This is a genomic window from Cytobacillus sp. FSL R7-0696 (genome assembly GCF_038006865.1).
Taxonomy (GTDB): Bacteria; Bacillota; Bacilli; order Bacillales; family Cytobacillaceae; genus Cytobacillus; species Cytobacillus kochii.
Window position 1 is genome coordinate 1,084,865 of sequence record NZ_JBBOWA010000001.1, and the last position, 21,713, is coordinate 1,106,577.

The window sequence follows — 21,713 nt, forward strand, 5'->3', positions numbered from 1 at the left end:
TGTTCCTCTTAGGCGTTTTCGTTTAAAAGCTTTTGTAATACTTCTGGATAAAATTGATGCTCTACTTCATGAATGCGATCCTGCAATGCTTCTTTCGTATCACCTGGTAGGATGGCTACCTTTCTTTGATCAATAATCGGACCCGTATCCATCCCTTCGTCTACATAATGAATGGTTACACCTGTTTGTTTCACCTCTGCAGAAAGCGCTTGTCCAATAGCATCTTTACCAGGGAATGCTGGTAAATAAGACGGATGGATATTAACAATTCTCCCGCCATATTCACGTAAAAGAACATCCCCAATAAGACGCATATAACCTGCAAGAACAATAAAATCTATGTTTGCATTCTCTAATTCTACTAATATTTGTTCTTCATATGCTGTTTTACTCGTAAACTCTTTCGCACGAAAAGCAAAGGTTGGAATCCCTTCATTTACAGCACGTTGAATACAGTAAGACTCTGGCTTATCACTTATCAGTAGTTTAATGTCTACCTGCAATTCATCGTTTTTAAAGGCATCAACAATCGCTTGAAAATTTGTTCCACTGCCAGATGCAAAAATGGCGATATTTTTCATGATAACCTCCGTCTAATTAAAGGATTGAAATCCCCTCTTGCTGTGTAACTTTACCAATCACACTTGCTTTTTCACCAATTTGATTAAAGTGATTGACTACTTTTTCAGCATCCTTAACAGGAACAATTGCCACCATTCCGATGCCCATATTAAATATATTGTACATATCCTTACGCGCAAGCTTACCTACTTCTTCCATCAGCTTAAAAATCGGCTGAATCTCCCAACTACCCTCGATTAATTCAGCTCCTAAGCCTTGAGGTAACACTCTTGGGATATTCTCGATAAATCCGCCACCCGTAATATGAGCGAAGCCTTTTACATCAAATTGCTTTAATGCCGATAAAACTGATTTCACATAGATTCGTGTTGGTTTTAGGAGTTCTTCACCTAACGTGCTCCCTAGTTCTTCTCTAAACTCTTGCAATGAGAGTTTTGCATCCTCTAAAAATATTTTCCGTACGAGAGAATAACCATTGCTATGGATTCCGTTCGATGCAAGGCCGATTAAAACATCACCCTCTTGAATATTTGAACCATCGATTAAATCACTCTTTTCACATGCACCGACAGAAAATCCCGCTAAATCATACTCTTCTTCACTGTACATTCCAGGCATTTCCGCTGTTTCTCCACCAACAAGCGCACAACCTGCTTGTTCACAACCGTCAGCTATTCCTTTGACAATGGCTTCTATCTTTTCTGGCTCAGCCTTCCCACAAGCAATATAATCTAAGAAGTAAAGAGGTTCTGCACCTTGAACAACGATATCATTGACACACATAGCAACGGCATCAATTCCAATTGTGTCATGCTGATTCATCATAAAAGCTAGCATCAGCTTTGTTCCGACACCATCTGTCCCTGATACAAGCACAGGTTCTTTTAAGCCAAGTGATGACAAATCAAACATGCCTCCAAAACCGCCAAGACCACCGATTACACCAGGTCTCATCGTTTTCTCCACATGCTTCTTCATACGGTTCACTGCTTCGTAACCCGCTTCAATATCTACGCCAGCTTGTTTATAAGCATTCGCCATTCCTATCCACCTCACCAATTTATTAACAGGTATTCTTTCAATCTAGCATCATACGCCAAGTATTCGCACCAAAACGTATTGTTTAATTTCTAAGAATAAAAGTAGCAAACCATGTTGCTACTTTATTATTTATACTTTTTCGTACGGATGTAGTGTGCTTGGATAAATCTCCGTTGGATACTTCCCTGTGAAGCAAGCTAAGCAAAGACCTCTTGTCTCGCCTTCTTCTTCTCTTCCAATGGCATCGATCATCCCTTTTGGACTTAAAAAAGTAAGGGTATCAGCACCAATAATTTCGCGAATCTCTTCTACAGAACGATCAGAAGCAATCAATTCTTCTTTTGTTGAAGTATCAATGCCATAGAAGCATGGGTTTTTGATCGGTGGCGAGCTGATGATTACATGTACTTCAGTCGCACCTGCTTCCTTTAACATCGTCACAATACGGCGGCTCGTTGTTCCACGTACAATGGAGTCATCCACCATGACAACTCGTTTCCCTTCAACAACACCTCTTACAGGTGATAGTTTCATCTTCACTCCTTGTTCCCGCAATGACTGTGATGGTTGGATAAATGTCCGACCAACATACTTATTCTTAATGAGACCCATCTCATAAGGAATCCCTGTTGCTTCAGCATAACCAATGGCTACGGAAATACTTGAATCAGGTACACCAGTTACGACATCTGCCTCAATCGGAACTTCGACAGCAAGCTGCTTCCCTAAATTTTTTCTCGCTGTATGGACATTGATGCCATTAATATTGCTATCTGGTCGGGAGAAATACACATATTCCATCGCACACATAGATATATTTGAAGCCATTGCGAACATTTCAGAACGGAACCCATTATCATCAATGACTAATAACTCTCCAGGTAATACATCACGAACAAACTCAGCTCCGACAATATCGAAAGCACATGTTTCGGAAGCAATTACGTAAGCATCCCCAATTTTGCCTAGAGATAGAGGGCGGAGACCATTCGGATCAACCGCAACCATCATTTCATTTTCAGTCATAATTAAGAAAGCATAAGCGCCTTTTACCATGGACAAGGCATTCTTCACACGCTCTTTATGAGAAGATACACCGCCTCGTTTAATTAAATGAGCTAATACCTCGGTATCTGAACTCGTTTGAAAAATACTTCCCTGTGCTTCTAATTGATATTTAAGGGCTGTAGCATTCGTTAAATTTCCATTGTGACATAGAGCTAGACCGCCATTTTGTGATTGGAATAAAAGTGGTTGAACATTCTCATAGCCCCCGCCACCTGCAGTAGCGTATCTAACATGACCAATTGCTGAAGTTCCTTTTAGTTCTTGAATAGCATCTTGAGAGAAAACCTCAGTGACGAGGCCCTCTCCTTTTACACCCTTCAACTTATCTCCATCTGTTACAACAATACCTGTACCTTCTTGACCACGATGTTGTAGGCTATGCAATCCGTAATAAGTAATTTGTGCTGCTTCCGGATGACCCCAAATACCAAAGACGCCACATTCCTCATTTAAACCTTTTATTTCTGCAAGCATGCTGGTATAGCTCCCTTCCACGCTTTATTTAGCACTTCTGTTTGCTCTTTGATCACAAGTTCGTCGTTCACAGTAATTTCAAGTGCTTGCTCATTTGTTACTTCACCAATGAGTGTAGCATTTGTTAATTGTTCAAATGCTTCTTTGTTCTCCTTCTTCACACTTAGAAGGAATCTAGATTGAGATTCACTGAACAATTGTGTTGTCGCTTCCCCAGTTAACTCAAGTTTTGCACCTAATTGATTCGCAAATAAGCTCTCAGCTACTGCCACTGCTAACCCACCTTCTGCAAGATCATGTGCAGATGATAGTAACCCTTGGTGAATAGCTGTTAAGACTTTTTCTTGATTGGCTGCTTCTACTGTTAAATCGATTGCTGGTGCTTGCCCGAAGATTTTTTTGTAGCTTAGCTTCTGTAGCTCACTGCCACCAAATTCTGCTCTCGTATCACCTAATAAATAAATCAGGTCGCCTGCTTGTTTGAAGTCTTGTGTTGTCACATGCTCAATATTCTCCACTAGACCAACCATCCCGATAACTGGCGTAGGATAAATCGCTGTGCCGTTTGTTTCGTTATATAATGAAACATTACCACCTATGACCGGCGTATTTAATGTACGACAAGCTTCACTGATGCCATCAGCAGATTTTTGAATTTGCCAGAAAATTTCAGGCTTTTCTGGATTACCGAAGTTTAAATTATCCGTAATTGCTAACGGCGCGCCACCAGAACAAACGATATTACGTGCTGCTTCCGCTACAGCTATTTTTCCGCCTACTTCAGGATCTAAATACATATAGCGTGAATTACAATCCGTAGTCATCGCTAGTCCTTTTTTCGTTCCACGGATACGGATAACTGCCGCATCAGATCCCGGAGCTACGACTGTGTTGGTTCTTACCATATAATCATATTGGTCATAAACCCACTCTTTACTAGCGATCGTTGGTTGTTGTAATAAAGACAGTAGCGTTTCTTTATGATCATCAACTGCGGGAATATCATTTTCCATCGCCTGGAATTCACGGTAATAAGCTGGTTCTTTGGAAGGCTTATGGTATACAGGTGCTTCTTCTGCTAGTGCATCTGTTGGTACATCTGCCACTACTTCACCTTTATGAATCAAACGTAGTTGTTTATCATCTGTCACACGGCCGATTGCCACGGCTTCTAAATCATATTTGGAGAAAAGGTCAACAATTTCTTGCTCTCTTCCTTTCGTCACAACAATTAACATTCTTTCTTGTGACTCCGATAACATCATTTCATAAGCAGTCATTCCTGTTTCGCGCTGTGGCACTAAGTCTAGGTTCATTTCGATCCCTGAACCAGCTTTACTTGCCATCTCTGCAGATGAACTCGTTAATCCTGCCGCGCCCATATCTTGAATCCCTACTAATGCGTCAGATTTTACAAGCTCAAGGCATGCTTCTAATAGCAGCTTCTCCATAAATGGATCACCTACTTGAACAGCCGGACGATTCTCCTCTGATTGATCCGTTAATTCTTCAGAAGCAAAAGTAGCACCGTGAATGCCATCACGCCCAGTTTTGGCACCCACATACATGACTGTGTTACCTACCCCATGCGCTTGCCCTTTTTTAATATCTTTATGATCAATTAAGCCGACACACATCGCATTAACAAGTGGATTCCCTTCATAGGAAGCGTCAAATTGCACTTCTCCACCGACTGTTGGAATGCCGATGCAATTACCATATCCAGCAATCCCCGCTACTACTTCTTCAAAAAGGTAGCGAACACGAGGAGTATCCAATTCTCCAAAGCGTAAAGAGTTGAGGAGTGCAACAGGTCTTGCGCCCATCGAGAATACATCGCGGATAATACCACCCACACCCGTTGCTGCCCCCTGATAAGGTTCGATCGCAGATGGGTGATTATGGCTTTCAATCTTGAATACAACAGCCTGTTCATCTCCTATATCAACAATTCCGGCACCTTCTCCTGGACCTTGTAACACATGCTCGCCTTTTGTAGGGAACTTACTTAATACAGGCTTAGAGTTTTTGTAGCTACAATGTTCTGACCACATAACAGAGAAAAGTCCGATTTCAGTATAGTTTGGTAGGCGACCTAAAATCTTTTCAACCATTGCAAATTCGTCATCTGACAAACCCATTTCCTTATAGACTTGTTGTTCTTTTAGTTGTTCTGGACTTGGTTCAAGCATTAACGACATGTGATTCCCTCCATTGTTTCACAATTGATTGAAAAAGTTTTAACCCATCAGCGCCACCTATTAGCTCATCTACCGCTCTCTCAGGGTGGGGCATCATGCCAAGCACATTGCCCGCTTTATTCGTAATACCAGCAATATTACTTAAGCTACCATTCGGGTTAACATCATGGTATGTGAAAACAATTTGATTGTTTTCTTTTAAACTAGCAAGTGTCACTTCATCACAATAGTAGTTTCCTTCACCATGCGCTACTGGTATGGTAATCACTTCATCTTGTTCATATCCTTGCGAGAACATTGTTTGATTGTTCTCGACTTTTAATTGAACTGGACGACAAATGAATTTTAAGCTTTCATTTCTTCTCATCGCCCCTGGCAGTAAGCCTGCTTCTAGTAAAATTTGAAAACCGTTGCAGACGCCTAATACCGGTTTCCCTGCCTCAGCCGCTTTAATCACTTCCTTCATCACGTGACTAAAACGCGCAATGGCACCGCTTCGTAAATAATCGCCGTATGAAAATCCTCCCGGTAATAGAATGCCATCAAAACCATCTAAGCTTTTTTCATCGTGCCAAACATATTCCACATCACAGCCCAGCTCATCTTTTACTGCATGATACATGTCAATATCACAGTTCGACCCTGGAAAAACAATCACAGCAAACTTCACTGAGCAACAGCCTCCTCGATTTCAAAACGATAATCTTCAATCACGACATTTGCAAGTAATCTTTCACACATTTCTTTTACTACTTCTTCAACAGGACACTCTGACTTTTCAATCGAAAGCTCCAAGTATTTTCCGATGCGCACATCTGACACTTCGTTGTAATTCATGGAATGCAAGGAGTGCTTAACAGCATTTCCTTGTGGATCTAATACGCTCTCTCTTAATGTGACGAACACCTTTACTTTATACATGAAGTTTTCCTCCCAGTCTGGATAAAATATTTTCATAAGCATCTGTTAAATTGCCAAGGTCGCGACGAAAAACATCTTTGTCGAGCTTTTCATTCGTTTTTAAATCCCAAAAGCGGCATGTATCAGGTGAAATTTCATCTGCTAACAGAATAGCACCTGATGCATCCTTACCGAATTCCAATTTAAAATCGACGAGGCGGATGCCCAACTCTTTAAAAAATTGTGATAATACTTCATTTACTTTCAATGCTTTTCCTTTTAAAATAGCGACTTCTTCTTCTGTTGCTAAATCCATGATTTCTATATGGTCCTCTGTTAATAATGGATCACCTAAATCATCGTCCTTATAATAAAATTCGACAATTGGTCTTGTTAATGGTTTTCCTTCTTCCACGCCAAGCCTTTTTGCAAAGCTGCCTGCTGAAGTATTTCTCACAACAGTTTCTAATGGAATGATGTCCACTTTCTTTACAAGTTGCTCATTCGGAGATATTTGCTTCACAAAATGAGAATCAATACCAAGCTCCTTTAGTTTTGAAAATAGCAAGCTAGTAATCTCATTATTTAAACGGCCCTTGCCGTCAATACTTGCTTTCTTCTCTCCATTAAAAGCAGTAGCAGCATCTTTGTATTCTAGCCAAACGATAGATGCATCATCTGTGTTGTAAACCCTTTTTGCTTTTCCTTCATAAACAAGTGAACCTTTTTGCATGACTTGCGCCTCCCAATCATGAAAATTAGCAATATTCTTACTAGGTGAAATGAATGGGGAGAGGAGGAAAAACTTCTTCTCCCCATTATTTTTTATAAACCTAAACGATTAAAGATCGTATCTACATGCTTCAAATGGTGATGATAATCGAAGCAATCATCTATCTCTTCTTTTGTTAAAAGGGAAGTGATCTTTTCATCTTGATCAATTAAGCTGCGGAATGGTACTTGTTTTTCCCATGATTCCATTGCTTTTGGTTGAACAGTATCATACGCTTCTTCACGTACAAGGCCTTTATCAATCAATGCGAGCAATACACGTTGAGAATAAATAAGCCCTAACGTACGATCCATATTTCGTTTCATATTCTCAGGATATACCGTTAAGTTCTTCACAATATTGCCAAAGCGGTTAAGCATATAATTCAATGCAATCGTTGCATCTGGTAAAATCACGCGCTCCGCTGAAGAGTGAGAAATATCACGCTCATGCCACAATGACACATTTTCATACGCGGTCATCATATAACCACGAATAACTCTTGCCATCCCTGTCATATTCTCTGACCCAATCGGATTACGCTTATGAGGCATCGCTGAAGAACCTTTTTGTCCTTTTGCAAAGAATTCTTCCACTTCACGTGTTTCACTCTTTTGCAGGCCCCGTATCTCTGTGGCAAACTTCTCGATGGACGTGGCAATTAATGCAATCGTGCTCATATAATGTGCATGACGATCACGTTGTAGTGTTTGTGTAGAAATAGGTGCTGGCTGAATACCAAGTTTTTCACAAACATATTGTTCAACAAATGGATCGATATTCGCATACGTACCAACAGCACCAGAAATTTTACCGAATTCAACGCCAGCAGCCGCCTCTTTAAAGCGTGCCAAGTTACGTTTCATCTCTTCATACCATAAAGCCATTTTCAAACCAAAAGTAGTCGGCTCCGCATGCACACCATGTGTACGTCCCATCATTACTGTGTTTTTATGCTCTTGTGCTTTTACTTTAAGAATTTCTACAAAACGCTCGAGGTCTTTTAGTAAGATATCATTTGCTTGCTTTACTATATATGAAAGTGCAGTATCGACAACATCTGTAGAAGTAAGGCCATAATGGACCCATTTACGTTCTTCACCAAGTGTTTCAGAAACGGCACGTGTAAAGGCAACGACATCATGTCTTGTTTCTTCTTCTATTTCTTTAATTCGCTCAATGTCAAATGAAGCTTTTTCACGGATTTTAGCTACATCCTCTTTAGGAATATCTCCAAGCTCAGCCCAGGCTTCGCAAGCAAGAATCTCCACTTCTAACCAAGCTTGGAAACGGTTCTGTTCTGTCCAAATAGCTCCCATCTCTGGGCGAGTATAACGATCAATCATGATTTATCCTCCGATCTTTTCTGCAGCAATTTGCCATATGTCACTTTGTTCTACTTCACGTAAAGCTTCCTCTACGTTGTCGCGAAGCAATGTCACATGACCCATTTTTCGTTTAAACTTCGCTTCTGCTTTCCCGTATAAATGAACCTTCCAATCCGTTACAGCAGGAATGGACTGAATAAGAGGTTCAACATGCTCTCCTAATATATTGACCATTACAGCAGGTTTTAGTAATTCTGTACTTGCTAATGGCCAATTACAAACTGCACGAATATGCTGTTCGAATTGTGAAGTTTCACATGCTTCTATAGAGTAGTGGCCTGAATTATGCGGCCTTGGGGCTAGTTCGTTAATATAAATCTCATCATTTTCTCCAAGAAACATTTCCACCGCAAGTGTACCAACTAGCTCAAAATCATCGGCAATTTTTTTGGCCTCTTCTAAGGCCGTTTGAGAAGCTAATTTGGAAATTCTCGCCGGTACAATCGTTTGATGTAGAATATTATCTTTATGAACATTTTCCCCAACTGGCAAGAAGGCTGTTTCACCATTGGGATTCCTGAAAACAATCACTGAGATTTCTTTTTGAAAAGGAATGAACTTCTCTAAGACGCATGCACCATGATTTAATAATTCTTTCGCCTTTTCTATTTCGGCTTCGTTATGAATTACATATTGTCCCTTGCCATCGTATCCACCCCTTGCTGTTTTTAAAACAGCAGGAAAGCCAAGCGCTTCTATATTAGCATAAATATCTTCCGTTGCGTGAATCTCTGCGTATGGGGCAACAGTCGCACCTGCTTTTGTGATCGCTACCTTCTCTTTTATACGATCCTGTGTCTGTGATAATACATGTGAACCTTGAGGCACATAAGCATTCTCACAAAGCCAATCAAGCGCCTCAGCACTAATATTTTCAAATTCATATGTCACAATATCACTTATAGCTGCTAATTGTTTTATTGCATTCATATCATCATAAGCTGAAACAATCTTCACATCTGCCACTTGACCACATGGGGAATCTTCCGTGGGATCCAGTACAGCTATGCGAAAACCATTCGCTTTGGCCGATAATGCCATCATGCGACCTAGCTGCCCTCCACCAATTATGCCGATTGTTTGACCAGGTAGTATGGTTTGTTTAGACAAGATCATCACTACTTTCTAACACTTGTTGTTTTGTTCTTTCTCGCCTATCTTCTAACCGTTTAGCAATTTCCTCATCAAAGGCGCTTAAGATTTGTCCTGCCAGTAACCCTGCATTTGTTGCCCCTGCTTTACCAATAGCAACTGTAGCAACTGGGACACCCCCAGGCATTTGTACAATGGATAATAAGGAATCTATCCCGTTTAACGCTTTAGATTGAACTGGGACACCAATGACTGGTAGCGTTGTTTTAGCGGCTACCATGCCAGGTAAGTGTGCGGCACCCCCTGCTCCTGCAATAATGACTTTGATTCCTTTAGCTCTTGCACTTTCTGCATAATCAAACATCAAATCAGGCGTTCTGTGTGCAGATACGACTTTTTTTTCATAACCGACTTCAAGCTCATCTAAAATGTCACAAGTATGTTTCATCGTTTCCCAATCTGATGTACTACCCATGATGACGGCAACTTCGATTTTCATCGTTCTCCTCCATTCCTTTTTGTCCAAAAAATGAAAAAGCCCAGATAGAATCCTCGCTCTAATCTAAGAGAGAAAGATTCTGTCTGAGCCATTCATTCATAAATTGAAATGTTATGAATTTAGAGACACTAGTCCCTTGGACAAACAAGAAGCTTTCCCTCATAGTCCGAGTATTTACGGTTCCCGGGTAGAGACTCATGGGCCATATTCCCATTATTATATGAGGGGGTAAAATGTTGTTAGGTTTTCTTTCAATTTCATCTTAACAACTTCCGAATTGTCCGTCAATGATAATCTCGAACGATTAAAGAAGTCAGAAAATTAATGTTCGTGTTTTACTACAAAAGTTGTCCTTCAAAGACTATTTTTTGCCCTGCAGGTTCATATTCTGTCTTCCCATTTTTCTTCATTTCTTTAAAGTACGGTTTTTCCATTCTTCTTATTGGAAAATAGCCTTCTTGCTTCATGCGATCTAAGCATTGATCAATGGTTTCATTTTCCAACACTTCAAATTTCTTTTTCTTTTGACTCACTTAAATAACTTACCTTTCTTAACAGATTTAACCCAGAAGCCACCATATATCGTTTTTGGTTCATAAGCAATGATAAAGGCCTTCGGATCAAGTGTTTTAATCGTATCATACAGCTTTAATTCATACTTTCTTGGAGTTAAGATTTGCAGTGCCATACGGTCCCCTTCAAGCCCATTCGCAGCCCAAGACGTTACACCATATCCTTTGGCCCGTAAATCCTTTGGTAAATCTTTGTCATACTCCTTCGTTATTACATTAACAGTAATATAGCCAAGTGCAAGCTTTTCTTCAATTTTCATCCCAACAATGACACCTATCCCATACCCGACTGCATAGGCGATAATGTTCTGTATCTGGTCTAAATTATCTAACACTAAGCCTAAACCAATGACATAAATAACAATTTCAATCATACTAATAAATGCTGCCTGATAACGCTGCCCTTTTAATGTTAATATCATACGAATCGTAAAAAAGGACACATACACAATATTAATAACCAAAATAATCGTTACCATTACAAGGCCATTCTCTAACATTTTAACACTCCTATCTCACTTCAAACCTTCTTATTACCTTTATACCCAAACTTTCAAGGTTAAATGACTACTTTCCTGTTCGATTCCCCAAATTTCCTAAATTAAACGCTTGAAACAATGTACCATCTTCATATAAAAGAATACTCTGTTATACAGGATGTATGCCTAATGATCGGAAAAGAGGTGGAGAGAGATGGTCTTTTGGTATCCATTTTACGCACATCATGCAAATTTCCAAACTGAAGGCGAAGGGGTTCGTGAAAGTGAGAGACTGGCATTACTAGGCGGCGCTCTCTCTGCTATTGGGAGCATAATCGTAGTCATTGGTCTTTTTGATCAACTAGAAGAAGATGAAGAAGGCATAACTGAATCGGAAAGTGAAGGAATACTTAGTTTAGAGTCATTTAGATTAGCCTTACTAGGAAGTATAATTGTAGCTGCCGGAGAAAGTATCGGAACCGTATCCATTATAAGGGGGATTAAAGAAGATGAAATTATCTCTCGCGAAGAAGAAAGGGAAAAGAATTTAGTAAAAACCAATATGACAAATATGCAAACACAACTCCAATATATGCAAGAAGAGTTGAATCAACTAAAGAACATTACATCAACCCTACAACAAGAAAACTATCAAATGCGGACAGAATTGTATCACTTTTATCGGTATTTACAGATTAAATAGAGGTTGCACACTTTCATACTTAAACTCAAAAAAGCATGTAATCTTATAGAGAGCTAGTAAATAATCACGAAAAAAGAGCACATAAATGATGTGCTCTTTTATTTTGCCCGGCAACGTCCTACTCTCACAAGGGGACAGCCCCTAACTACCATCGGCGCTGAGAAGCTTAACTTCCGTGTTCGGTATGGGAACGGGTGTGACCTTCTCGCTATCGCCACCGGACTATGAAATTGTAAGGGAATCGTTCCCTCAAAACTAGGTAATGTTGAAGAAGATATTTATTGAGTAATCGCCTGAATGCGTGCTGTAGGATACTACTTACGTAGTTCTGTCCAGCTGCGGCGCCTAGGTGCTCGAGGTCATAAGTCAAATTTATCATGAGGTTAAAGAACAACCTCCTGTCAAATCCGTCTTATGCTTGTCGCACCTGAACAAGGCGCCTCCGCATTTCGAATTGGTTAAGTCCTCGATCGATTAGTATTAGTCAGCTGCATGTGTCGCCACACTTCCACCTCTAACCTATCAACCTGATCATCTTTCAGGGATCTTACTAGCTTGCGCTATGGGAAATCTCATCTCGAGGGGGGCTTCATGCTTAGATGCTTTCAGCACTTATCCCTTCCGCACATAGCTACCCAGCGATGCCTTTGGCAAGACAACTGGTACACCAGCGGTGCGTCCATCCCGGTCCTCTCGTACTAAGGACAGCTCCTCTCAAATTTCCTGCGCCCACGACGGATAGGGACCGAACTGTCTCACGACGTTCTGAACCCAGCTCGCGTACCGCTTTAATGGGCGAACAGCCCAACCCTTGGGACCGACTACAGCCCCAGGATGCGATGAGCCGACATCGAGGTGCCAAACCTCCCCGTCGATGTGGACTCTTGGGGGAGATAAGCCTGTTATCCCCGGGGTAGCTTTTATCCGTTGAGCGATGGCCCTTCCATGCGGAACCACCGGATCACTAAGCCCGACTTTCGTCCCTGCTCGACTTGTAGGTCTCGCAGTCAAGCTCCCTTGTGCCTTTACACTCTACGAATGATTTCCAACCATTCTGAGGGAACCTTTGGGCGCCTCCGTTACTCTTTAGGAGGCGACCGCCCCAGTCAAACTGCCCACCTGACACTGTCTCCCATCCCGATAAGGGATGTGGGTTAGAATTTCAATACAGCCAGGGTAGTATCCCACCGACGCCTCCACCGAAGCTAGCGCTCCGGCTTCTAAGGCTCCTACCTATCCTGTACAAGCTGTACCAAAATTCAATATCAGGCTACAGTAAAGCTCCACGGGGTCTTTCCGTCCTGTCGCGGGTAACCTGCATCTTCACAGGTACTATAATTTCACCGAGTCTCTCGTTGAGACAGTGCCCAGATCGTTACGCCTTTCGTGCGGGTCGGAACTTACCCGACAAGGAATTTCGCTACCTTAGGACCGTTATAGTTACGGCCGCCGTTTACTGGGGCTTCGATTCAAAGCTTCGCGTGAGCTAACCTCTCCTCTTAACCTTCCAGCACCGGGCAGGCGTCAGCCCCTATACTTCGCCTTGCGGCTTCGCAGAGACCTGTGTTTTTGCTAAACAGTCGCCTGGGCCTATTCACTGCGGCTCATCAAGGCTTTAACACCCTAATGAGCACCCCTTCTCCCGAAGTTACGGGGTCATTTTGCCGAGTTCCTTAACGAGAGTTCTCTCGCTCACCTTAGGATTCTCTCCTCGCCTACCTGTGTCGGTTTGCGGTACGGGCACCTTATTCCTCGCTAGAGGCTTTTCTTGGCAGTGTGGAATCAAGAACTTCGGTACTAAATTTCCCTCGCTATCACAGCTCAAGGTATGTGACCATGGGATTTGCCTCATGGTCCCTCTAACTGCTTAGACGCACATCCAATCGTGCGCTTACCCTATCCTCCTGCGTCCCCCCATCACTCAAACAGAATACGGTGGTACAGGAATATCAACCTGTTGTCCATCGCCTACGCTTTTCAGCCTCGGCTTAGGTCCCGACTAACCCTGAGCGGACGAGCCTTCCTCAGGAAACCTTAGGCATTCGGTGGATGGGATTCTCACCCATCTTTCGCTACTCATACCGGCATTCTCACTTCTAAGCGCTCCACCAGTCCTTACGGTCTAGCTTCAACGCCCTTAGAACGCTCTCCTACCACTGAACATCAACGATGTTCAATCCACAGCTTCGGTGATACGTTTAGCCCCGGTACATTTTCGGCGCGGAGTCACTCGACCAGTGAGCTATTACGCACTCTTTAAATGGTGGCTGCTTCTAAGCCAACATCCTGGTTGTCTAAGCAACTCCACATCCTTTTCCACTTAACGTATACTTTGGGACCTTAGCTGGTGGTCTGGGCTGTTTCCCTCTTGACTACGGATCTTATCACTCGCAGTCTGACTCCCATGGATAAATCTTTGGCATTCGGAGTTTGTCTGAATTCGGTAACCCGATGAGGGCCCCTAGTCCAAACAGTGCTCTACCTCCAAGATTCTTACGCATGAGGCTAGCCCTAAAGCTATTTCGGAGAGAACCAGCTATCTCCAAGTTCGATTGGAATTTCTCCGCTACCCACACCTCATCCCCGCACTTTTCAACGTACGTGGGTTCGGGCCTCCATCCAGTGTTACCTGGACTTCACCCTGGACATGGGTAGATCACCTGGTTTCGGGTCTACGACCACATACTCATTCGCCCTATTCAGACTCGCTTTCGCTACGGCTCCGTCTGTCCAACTTAACCTCGCATGTAATCGTAACTCGCCGGTTCATTCTACAAAAGGCACGCTATCACCCATTAACGGGCTCTAACTACTTGTAGGCACACGGTTTCAGGATCTCTTTCACTCCCCTTCCGGGGTGCTTTTCACCTTTCCCTCACGGTACTGGTTCACTATCGGTCACTAGGGAGTATTTAGCCTTGGGAGATGGTCCTCCCTGCTTCCGACGGGATTTCTCGTGTCCCGCCGTACTCAGGATCCACTCTGGAGGGAACGAAGTTTCAACTACAGGGCTTTTACCTCCTATGGCGGGCCTTTCCAGACCTCTTCGTCTATCTCGTTCCTTTGTAACTCCGTATAGAATGTCCTACAACCCCAAGAGGCAAGCCTCTTGGTTTGGGCTAATCCCGTTTCGCTCGCCGCTACTCAGGGAATCGCGTTTGCTTTCTCTTCCTCCGGGTACTTAGATGTTTCAGTTCCCCGGGTCTGCCTTCCATACCCTATGTATTCAGGTATGGATCCTATCCCATAACGGATAGGGGGTTTCCCCATTCGGAAATCTCCGGATCAAAGCTTACTTACAGCTCCCCGAAGCATATCGGTGTTAGTCCCGTCCTTCATCGGCTCCTAGTGCCAAGGCATTCACCGTGCGCCCTTATTAACTTAACCATTGTTCGGCTTGCGATAAGCTACGCATTTCGGCGTCAGCTCACTCGTCAACATCCTCATGTGCACAAGACGCACACTCCGGTGTTTCCTCGCTCGCTTCCTTGAACTGCTTGCTTCTCACAACCCTCACGGTTGTGTTTTCTTAAAAAAGTTTAGTATCTTTACTCTATTACTATTAAATAGAGAGAAAATAACTAAGGTGGCGATTACTCGGTAATCTTCTTCATTACATTATCTAGTTTTCAAAGAACGATTGATGAATGGTAAGCTTTGGTATTCTCGTCAGCTTACGCTTCCTTGAATCCTTCGCTATTTTCATCTTATTTTGAGAGATTATACTCTCAAAACTGAACGAACAGTCTAACATCAAGTTAATTCCGTATATTCCTTAGAAAGGAGGTGATCCAGCCGCACCTTCCGATACGGCTACCTTGTTACGACTTCACCCCAATCATCTGTCCCACCTTAGGCGGCTGGCTCCAAAAGGTTACCCCACCGACTTCGGGTGTTACAAACTCTCGTGGTGTGACGGGCGGTGTGTACAAGGCCCGGGAACGTATTCACCGCGGCATGCTGATCCGCGATTACTAGCGATTCCGGCTTCATGTAGGCGAGTTGCAGCCTACAATCCGAACTGAGAATGGTTTTATGGGATTGGCTAAACCTCGCGGTCTTGCAGCCCTTTGTACCATCCATTGTAGCACGTGTGTAGCCCAGGTCATAAGGGGCATGATGATTTGACGTCATCCCCACCTTCCTCCGGTTTGTCACCGGCAGTCACCTTAGAGTGCCCAACTGAATGCTGGCAACTAAGATCAAGGGTTGCGCTCGTTGCGGGACTTAACCCAACATCTCACGACACGAGCTGACGACAACCATGCACCACCTGTCACTCTGTCCCCCGAAGGGGAAAGTCCTATCTCTAGGATTGTCAGAGGATGTCAAGACCTGGTAAGGTTCTTCGCGTTGCTTCGAATTAAACCACATGCTCCACCGCTTGTGCGGGCCCCCGTCAATTCCTTTGAGTTTCAACCTTGCGGTCGTACTCCCCAGGCGGAGTGCTTAATGCGTTTGCTGCAGCACTAAAGGGCGGAAACCCTCTAACACTTAGCACTCATCGTTTACGGCGTGGACTACCAGGGTATCTAATCCTGTTTGCTCCCCACGCTTTCGCGCCTCAGCGTCAGTTACAGACCAGAAAGTCGCCTTCGCCACTGGTGTTCCTCCAAATCTCTACGCATTTCACCGCTACACTTGGAATTCCACTTTCCTCTTCTGCACTCAAGTTCCCCAGTTTCCAATGACCCTCCACGGTTGAGCCGTGGGCTTTCACATCAGACTTAAAGAACCGCCTGCGCGCGCTTTACGCCCAATAATTCCGGACAACGCTTGCCACCTACGTATTACCGCGGCTGCTGGCACGTAGTTAGCCGTGGCTTTCTGGTTAGGTACCGTCAAGGTACCGGCAGTTACTCCGATACTTGTTCTTCCCTAACAACAGAGTTTTACGATCCGAAAACCTTCATCACTCACGCGGCGTTGCTCCGTCAGACTTTCGTCCATTGCGGAAGATTCCCTACTGCTGCCTCCCGTAGGAGTCTGGGCCGTGTCTCAGTCCCAGTGTGGCCGATCACCCTCTCAGGTCGGCTACGCATCGTCGCCTTGGTGAGCCGTTACCTCACCAACTAGCTAATGCGCCGCGGGCCCATCTGTAAGTGATAGCAGAACCATCTTTCAATCTAATTATATGTATAAATAGATATTATCCGGTATTAGCCCCGGTTTCCCGGAGTTATCCCAGTCTTACAGGCAGGTTGCCCACGTGTTACTCACCCGTCCGCCGCTAATCTTTGGGAGCAAGCTCCCTCAGATTCGCTCGACTTGCATGTATTAGGCACGCCGCCAGCGTTCGTCCTGAGCCAGGATCAAACTCTCCAATAAAGTGTTTGATTAGCTCATTTGCACCTATGGTGCTTTGTTGCTGATAAATCAGCTTTTTTAGAATTACGCTTGACGTTTTACGTTCGTTCAGTTTTCAAAGAACAATCTCGTTCGCTTCAGAAGCGACTTTATTAATATAACATTCTCGCAATCTATTGTCAACAACTTTTTAAAATTCTTTTTTCGAAAGTAATCTTAGAAAGCGTTATCAACGACTGCTTTATAATAGTATCATCCCTATCTACTTTCGTCAACAACAAATATAAAGTTTTTTTATAAAAATACTATTGTTGTATATATACCTCCTTTATAAGGCATTTAAACATTTATTTCTTAATCGTTCGAGAAACTCTTATTCTTCTTACAAAGCAATTAGATTTCCTCACTCCTTCCATTTGAGTAAGAAGAATAGAACCAATGTTTTTGTCAAAAACTCAAAATCTCGCTACTCATTTCTTCGCTTTATAAGCTTAACTGTTCCTCTTTGGCTGATGGATTCTTGTCACATCACTTTGAAATACCTGATCACACCATTTCCATCATGATTGTATCAGTTTAGTAGAATTAACTTGTAAAATCTCAGGAAATATATGTAGAAATAGAACATACATAATAGAGAAAGTAAGAGACCTTTGCAACTACCAGTCGCTAAGTTGCAAAGGTCTGCTACCAAAAATGAAATTTTCACCCTATAAATAACAAAATAGCCAGTCCCATTAAATGATGGGTACTGGCTATTTAAGGAGTGGATATTTCCTCCTAGATATTATTTCAAGAAAATAAAGTAAAGAACAAATACTACAAATAGGAAGTACATAATTGGATGAATCTCTTTCGCTCTCCCTTTAACAATCATTGTAATTGGATAAAAAATAAATCCAATTGCAATACCTGTTGCAATACTATAGGTAAGAGGCATCGCTAAGATAGTTAAGAACGCTGGTACCGCTATTTCAAATTTCGTCCAATCTATATTACCTAATGAAGCTACCATTAATACCCCTACTATAATTAAGGCCGGTGCTGTAACTGCTGATGTAACTACTGACACAATTGGGAAGAAAAAGATTGCTAGTAAGAATAAGACACCTGTTACAATAGCAGCAAAACCTGTTCTTGCACCTGCAGCGACCCCTGAAGAAGATTCTACATAAGAAGTCGTTGTAGATGTTCCTAAAATTGAACCTGCAACAGTTGCTGTTGAGTCAGCAAGTAAAGCTTTTCCTGCTCTTGGTAATTTACCGTCCTTCATTAATCCCGCCTGATTCGCTACACCTACAAGTGTACCTGCTGTATCAAAGAAGTCTACGAATAAAAATGTTAATACAACCACAAGCATTTGTGTTGAGTAGAATGATGCGTCTCCAAAAGAACCGAATGCTTCACCAAAAGTTGGTGCAATACTTGGTACTGCTCCAACGACTTTATGAGGCACATCCACCAGGCCGAAGATCATACCAACAACTGCCGTTACGACCATCCCAATGAAAATACCGCCTTTTAAACCTCTTGTCATTAAAATAACAGTAATAATAATACCAAAAATAGCTAATAACACATTACCATCAGAGAAATCACCTAAACCAACTAACACTGCGTCATCATTTGCAATAAGACCAGCGTTTTGTGCACCAACAAATGTAATAAACAAGCCAATCCCTGCAGATACTGCAAATTTTAATGGTGCTGGAATCGCATTAATAATTTTTTCTCTAATACCGGATAGTGATAATAGAATGAAAATCACACCCGAAATAAATGTTCCGGCTAAAGCATGTTGCCATGAAATACCCATTGTCAGTACGACAGTATAAGCGAAGAATGCGTTTATACCCATACCTGGAGCAAGCGCTATTGGATAACGAGCGATAACTCCCATGAGGATTGAACCAATCGCGGCTGCTAAAGCTGTAGCAACAAAGACTGCCCCCATGTCCATTCTCATAGCATCTGGAAGATCTGGTACATCTGCTAACGATAGTACAGCAGGGTTGACTGCTAATATATAAGCCATAGCTAAGAATGTTGTAATCCCGCCAATAATCTCACGGCGAAAATTGGTGCCGAGTTCGTCGAATTGGAAGTACTTTTTCATTTTTAATTTTCCCCCTAAAGTTGGCATTAAAAAAACTTCGGAAAGCAACCGAAGTCTTGACAACAGGGATGGTATAAGTAACATGGAATGTAAAAATAAGATTAGTATAATAATTAAAGCACATTCCCTTATTACGCACACACATCAAGTAGTCAAGTCATTTACGGTAACTTGGTAGAAACTTTTGGGCCATATTCCCAACATTATACGAAGATGTTTTTAATATTTAATTCTCTATTATATTAGCAATTAAAAAAGTCCTAGTCAATATAAAAAACGAACATTTTTAGTCCGTTTTTTACCATTGTTCGGAATTAGGTTTATTTTCCACTTTATTTACGTAATTTCATTTGGTTTTACTATAAACCAAATGGATTTATGAAGCAATACTTCTTTTATTTAAGCAATATTTGGTAGGCAAATCGATTACCATTTGGAACATCTAGTTCCACATCCCCAATATAGGAAAAACCAGCTTTCTGAATAACCTTTTGCATGACTTCATTTTCGGGATGGGTGTCAATGCGAATATCACGAAATCCATTGAGCCTAGCAGCGGTAATTAAATGTTGAAGCAATATCGTCGAATAACCCTTTCCTTGTATCTCTGGGTCAATCGCTACTCGATGAATCGATGCATACGGCGTTTCTGCTTTCTCCCAATTCACTAATTGCTCATAAGGTTCTTCTGGCGCAGTTAAAATCGTGCCAATACCGACTTTTCGTTCATCCGCCATCAACACGTAAGCTTCCTTATTCGAAATATCCTGTGTAATGATTTCTCGATTGGGCCCATCTCCATCCTGCCATTGTGGGATACCTCTTTTAACAATCGTTTCCCTTGCTCGGTCAACAATGGACATGATTTCATCTAACTCTTCTAATTGTGCCTGTTTTAAATATAACACCTAACACCCTCCCAAAAAGAATACTTATTAAAAAACCTTAGAATCCAAACTAGGATTCTAAGGTGTATTGTTTTATTCCCACTCAATCGTTGCTGGTGGCTTAGAAGTAATATCATACACTACGCGGTTGATATGGTCCACTTCATTAACGATTCTTGTTGAGATAACTTCAAGCACATCCCAAGGAATACGTGCCCAATCGGATGTCATTCCATCAATTGAAGTAACGGCGCGGATACCAATTGTGTAATCATACGTACGCGCATCGCCCATTACACCTACGCTACGAATGTCAGGTAGGACAGTGAAATATTGCCACACATCTCTTTCAAGACCAGCATTTTTGATTTCTTCACGAAGGATCGCGTCTGATTCACGGACGATTTCAAGTTTTTCTTCAGAGATTGCACCAAGAACACGGATACCTAAACCAGGACCTGGGAATGGTTGTCTCCAAACGATATCATCTGGAATACCTAATTCTGTTCCAAGTGCGCGTACTTCATCTTTAAATAAAGTATTAAGCGGCTCAATTAATTGGAATTGCATATCTTCAGGTAGTCCACCTACATTGTGGTGAGATTTGATTGTTTGCGCTGTTGCAGTACCACTTTCGATAATATCTGTATAAAGTGTACCTTGTGCTAAATAATCAATACCTTCTAATTTATGTGCTTCATCATCAAATACGTAAATGAATTCATTACCGATAATTTTACGTTTTTTCTCAGGATCACTGACACCTTCAAGTTTGCTTAAGAAACGCTCCTTAGCATCTACTTTAATGACATTCATATTGAAGCCTTCAGAGAAAGTTTTCATAACGCCTTCTGCTTCATCTTTACGCAATAAACCGTGATCAACAAAAATACATGTTAATTGGTCACCAATCGCTTTATGAATAAGAACAGCAACAACAGAAGAATCTACTCCGCCACTAAGTGCACAAAGGACTTTCTTATCTCCAACTGTTTGGCGAATTTTTTCCAATTCGATTTCAATGAAGTTCTCCATAGACCAATCGCCTTTACAGCCACAAATACCGAAAACAAAGTTTTTCAGCATATCATTACCGTATACAGAATGACGTACTTCTGGGTGGAATTGAACTCCGTATAACCCACGTGCTTCGTCACTAATCGCTGCAACAGGACAAGAAGGGTTAGTACCATCAATTGCAAAACCTTCTGGTGCTTCAACGACTAAGTCACCATGACTCATCCAAACCACTTGCTCTTCAGGAAGATCGGCAAATAATTTAGATTGATTTTGTAATTTTAATACAGCTTTACCGTACTCACGCTGCTTTGCACCTTCTACTTTTCCTCCGAAATGCATCGTCATTAATTGCATACCGTAGCAAATACCGAAGATTGGTAGACCTAATTCAAAAATTTCTGGATCACAACGAAAAGCATTTTCGCCGTAAACACTGTTTGGACCACCAGAGAAGATGATTCCTGTGGGATTCATTTCTTTGATTTCTTGTGCAGTAATGGTATGCGGATGTAATTCACTATAAACGCCAAACTCCCTAATTCTGCGTGTAATCAACTGATTGTACTGACTACCAAAGTCTAGTACAACGATCATTTCCTGGTCATGCAATTC

Annotated in this window: 16 protein-coding genes, 3 rRNA genes and 2 riboswitches; of the genes, 1 reads left to right on the top strand and 18 read right to left on the bottom strand. The window is 42.1% G+C overall.

The features are described 5' to 3' along the window. Positions 1 to 8 precede the first annotated feature (8 nt). The 12 genes from purN to MKX29_RS05770 form a co-directional block, all read right to left on the bottom strand. Entirely contained in the window at positions 9 to 581 is a 573-nt protein-coding gene (gene purN, locus MKX29_RS05715) for a phosphoribosylglycinamide formyltransferase (RefSeq protein ID WP_289432783.1), read from the bottom strand. A gap of 16 nt (positions 582 to 597) precedes the next feature. Then, positions 598 to 1,623: a phosphoribosylformylglycinamidine cyclo-ligase gene (purM, locus tag MKX29_RS05720; RefSeq protein WP_224939037.1), complete on the bottom strand. Its 1,026-nt coding sequence runs from the start codon at positions 1,621 to 1,623 to the stop codon at positions 598 to 600. 129 nt (positions 1,624 to 1,752) lie between these two features. Then, the gene (gene purF / locus MKX29_RS05725; protein ID WP_224939038.1) at positions 1,753 to 3,165 is read right to left on the bottom strand and encodes an amidophosphoribosyltransferase; all 1,413 of its coding nucleotides are present in this window, start codon (positions 3,163 to 3,165) and stop codon (positions 1,753 to 1,755) included. Beyond that, positions 3,150 to 5,366, bottom strand: coding sequence for a phosphoribosylformylglycinamidine synthase subunit PurL (gene purL, locus MKX29_RS05730; protein ID WP_251163303.1), 2,217 nt, complete (start codon positions 5,364 to 5,366; stop codon positions 3,150 to 3,152). The genes purF and purL overlap by 16 nt, the downstream gene beginning before the upstream one ends. After that, the gene (gene purQ, locus MKX29_RS05735; protein WP_191816441.1) at positions 5,350 to 6,036 is read right to left on the bottom strand and encodes a phosphoribosylformylglycinamidine synthase subunit PurQ; all 687 of its coding nucleotides are present in this window, start codon (positions 6,034 to 6,036) and stop codon (positions 5,350 to 5,352) included. Before purQ ends, purL begins: the two co-directional genes overlap by 17 nt. Continuing rightward, entirely contained in the window at positions 6,033 to 6,287 is a 255-nt protein-coding gene (gene purS, locus MKX29_RS05740) for a phosphoribosylformylglycinamidine synthase subunit PurS (RefSeq protein ID WP_341104598.1), read from the bottom strand. The genes purQ and purS overlap by 4 nt, the downstream gene beginning before the upstream one ends. Further along, positions 6,280 to 6,999 carry a phosphoribosylaminoimidazolesuccinocarboxamide synthase gene (gene purC / locus MKX29_RS05745; RefSeq protein ID WP_341104600.1) on the bottom strand — a complete coding sequence of 240 codons (720 nt, stop codon included), beginning with the start codon at positions 6,997 to 6,999 and terminating at the stop codon, positions 6,280 to 6,282. The genes purS and purC overlap by 8 nt, the downstream gene beginning before the upstream one ends. A 92-nt stretch (positions 7,000 to 7,091) precedes the next feature. Next, the gene (gene purB, locus MKX29_RS05750) at positions 7,092 to 8,384 is read right to left on the bottom strand and encodes an adenylosuccinate lyase (RefSeq protein WP_095370723.1); all 1,293 of its coding nucleotides are present in this window, start codon (positions 8,382 to 8,384) and stop codon (positions 7,092 to 7,094) included. Positions 8,385 to 8,387: 3 nt separating this feature from the next. Next, on the bottom strand, positions 8,388 to 9,542 hold the full coding sequence (gene purK, locus MKX29_RS05755) for a 5-(carboxyamino)imidazole ribonucleotide synthase (protein ID WP_289435111.1): 1,155 nt from the start codon (positions 9,540 to 9,542) through the stop codon (positions 8,388 to 8,390). Beyond that, positions 9,529 to 10,017, bottom strand: coding sequence for a 5-(carboxyamino)imidazole ribonucleotide mutase (gene purE, locus MKX29_RS05760; RefSeq protein WP_095370724.1), 489 nt, complete (start codon positions 10,015 to 10,017; stop codon positions 9,529 to 9,531). The genes purK and purE overlap by 14 nt, the downstream gene beginning before the upstream one ends. Positions 10,018 to 10,159: 142 nt before the next feature. Beyond that, a riboswitch (purine riboswitch) is annotated at positions 10,160 to 10,261 on the bottom strand. Positions 10,262 to 10,355: 94 nt separating this feature from the next. Beyond that, on the bottom strand, positions 10,356 to 10,550 hold the full coding sequence (locus MKX29_RS05765) for an NETI motif-containing protein (protein WP_251163305.1): 195 nt from the start codon (positions 10,548 to 10,550) through the stop codon (positions 10,356 to 10,358). Further along, positions 10,547 to 11,089, bottom strand: a complete 543-nt coding sequence (locus MKX29_RS05770; protein WP_095370725.1) for a DUF2179 domain-containing protein — start codon at positions 11,087 to 11,089, stop codon at positions 10,547 to 10,549. The genes MKX29_RS05765 and MKX29_RS05770 overlap by 4 nt, the downstream gene beginning before the upstream one ends. 193 nt (positions 11,090 to 11,282) lie before the next feature. Here MKX29_RS05770 and MKX29_RS05775 point away from each other — a divergent pair, with 193 nt between their 5' ends. After that, positions 11,283 to 11,771, top strand: coding sequence for a hypothetical protein (locus MKX29_RS05775; protein WP_224939044.1), 489 nt, complete (start codon positions 11,283 to 11,285; stop codon positions 11,769 to 11,771). A gap of 105 nt (positions 11,772 to 11,876) precedes the next feature. Here the strand turns inward: MKX29_RS05775 and rrf are convergent. The 6 genes from rrf to guaA form a co-directional block, all read right to left on the bottom strand. Next, positions 11,877 to 11,993 (bottom strand): 5S ribosomal RNA (gene rrf / locus MKX29_RS05780). Positions 11,994 to 12,225: 232 nt separating this feature from the next. Then, positions 12,226 to 15,158 (bottom strand): 23S ribosomal RNA (locus MKX29_RS05785). A 392-nt stretch (positions 15,159 to 15,550) separates the two neighbouring features. After that, positions 15,551 to 17,099: ribosomal RNA gene (locus MKX29_RS05790) — 16S ribosomal RNA — on the bottom strand. The 16S, 23S and 5S rRNA genes sit together here, the layout of an rRNA operon. Before the next feature lie 766 nt (positions 17,100 to 17,865). Next, positions 17,866 to 19,194 carry an NCS2 family permease gene (locus MKX29_RS05795; RefSeq protein WP_095370727.1) on the bottom strand — a complete coding sequence of 443 codons (1,329 nt, stop codon included), beginning with the start codon at positions 19,192 to 19,194 and terminating at the stop codon, positions 17,866 to 17,868. A gap of 127 nt (positions 19,195 to 19,321) precedes the next feature. Beyond that, positions 19,322 to 19,425, bottom strand: a riboswitch (purine riboswitch). Between the two features lie 164 nt (positions 19,426 to 19,589). After that, positions 19,590 to 20,102, bottom strand: coding sequence for a GNAT family N-acetyltransferase (locus MKX29_RS05800; protein ID WP_251163563.1), 513 nt, complete (start codon positions 20,100 to 20,102; stop codon positions 19,590 to 19,592). A 72-nt stretch (positions 20,103 to 20,174) separates the two neighbouring features. Next, positions 20,175 to 21,695 carry a glutamine-hydrolyzing GMP synthase gene (gene guaA / locus MKX29_RS05805; protein WP_180317050.1) on the bottom strand — a complete coding sequence of 507 codons (1,521 nt, stop codon included), beginning with the start codon at positions 21,693 to 21,695 and terminating at the stop codon, positions 20,175 to 20,177. Between the last annotated feature and the right edge of the window lie 18 nt (positions 21,696 to 21,713).

Bases quoted from the DNA above. Each gene is read 5' to 3' on its own strand.
- purN (WP_289432783.1), bottom strand. From the start codon at position 581: ATGAAAAATATCGCCATTTTTGCATCTGGCAGTGGAACAAATTTTCAA.
- purM (WP_224939037.1), bottom strand. From the start codon at position 1,623: ATGGCGAATGCTTATAAACAAGCTGGCGTAGATATTGAAGCGGGTTAC.
- MKX29_RS05795 (WP_095370727.1), bottom strand. From the start codon at position 19,194: ATGAAAAAGTACTTCCAATTCGACGAACTCGGCACCAATTTTCGCCGT.
- purC (WP_341104600.1), bottom strand. From the start codon at position 6,999: ATGCAAAAAGGTTCACTTGTTTATGAAGGAAAAGCAAAAAGGGTTTAC.
- purB (WP_095370723.1), bottom strand. From the start codon at position 8,384: ATGATTGATCGTTATACTCGCCCAGAGATGGGAGCTATTTGGACAGAA.
- guaA (WP_180317050.1), bottom strand. From the start codon at position 21,695: ATGATCGTTGTACTAGACTTTGGTAGTCAGTACAATCAGTTGATTACA.
- purL (WP_251163303.1), bottom strand. From the start codon at position 5,366: ATGTCGTTAATGCTTGAACCAAGTCCAGAACAACTAAAAGAACAACAA.
- purE (WP_095370724.1), bottom strand. From the start codon at position 10,017: ATGAAAATCGAAGTTGCCGTCATCATGGGTAGTACATCAGATTGGGAA.
- MKX29_RS05770 (WP_095370725.1), bottom strand. From the start codon at position 11,089: ATGTTAGAGAATGGCCTTGTAATGGTAACGATTATTTTGGTTATTAAT.
- MKX29_RS05775 (WP_224939044.1), top strand. From the start codon at position 11,283: ATGGTCTTTTGGTATCCATTTTACGCACATCATGCAAATTTCCAAACT.
- purS (WP_341104598.1), bottom strand. From the start codon at position 6,287: ATGTATAAAGTAAAGGTGTTCGTCACATTAAGAGAGAGCGTATTAGAT.
- purK (WP_289435111.1), bottom strand. From the start codon at position 9,542: ATGATCTTGTCTAAACAAACCATACTACCTGGTCAAACAATCGGCATA.
- purF (WP_224939038.1), bottom strand. From the start codon at position 3,165: ATGCTTGCAGAAATAAAAGGTTTAAATGAGGAATGTGGCGTCTTTGGT.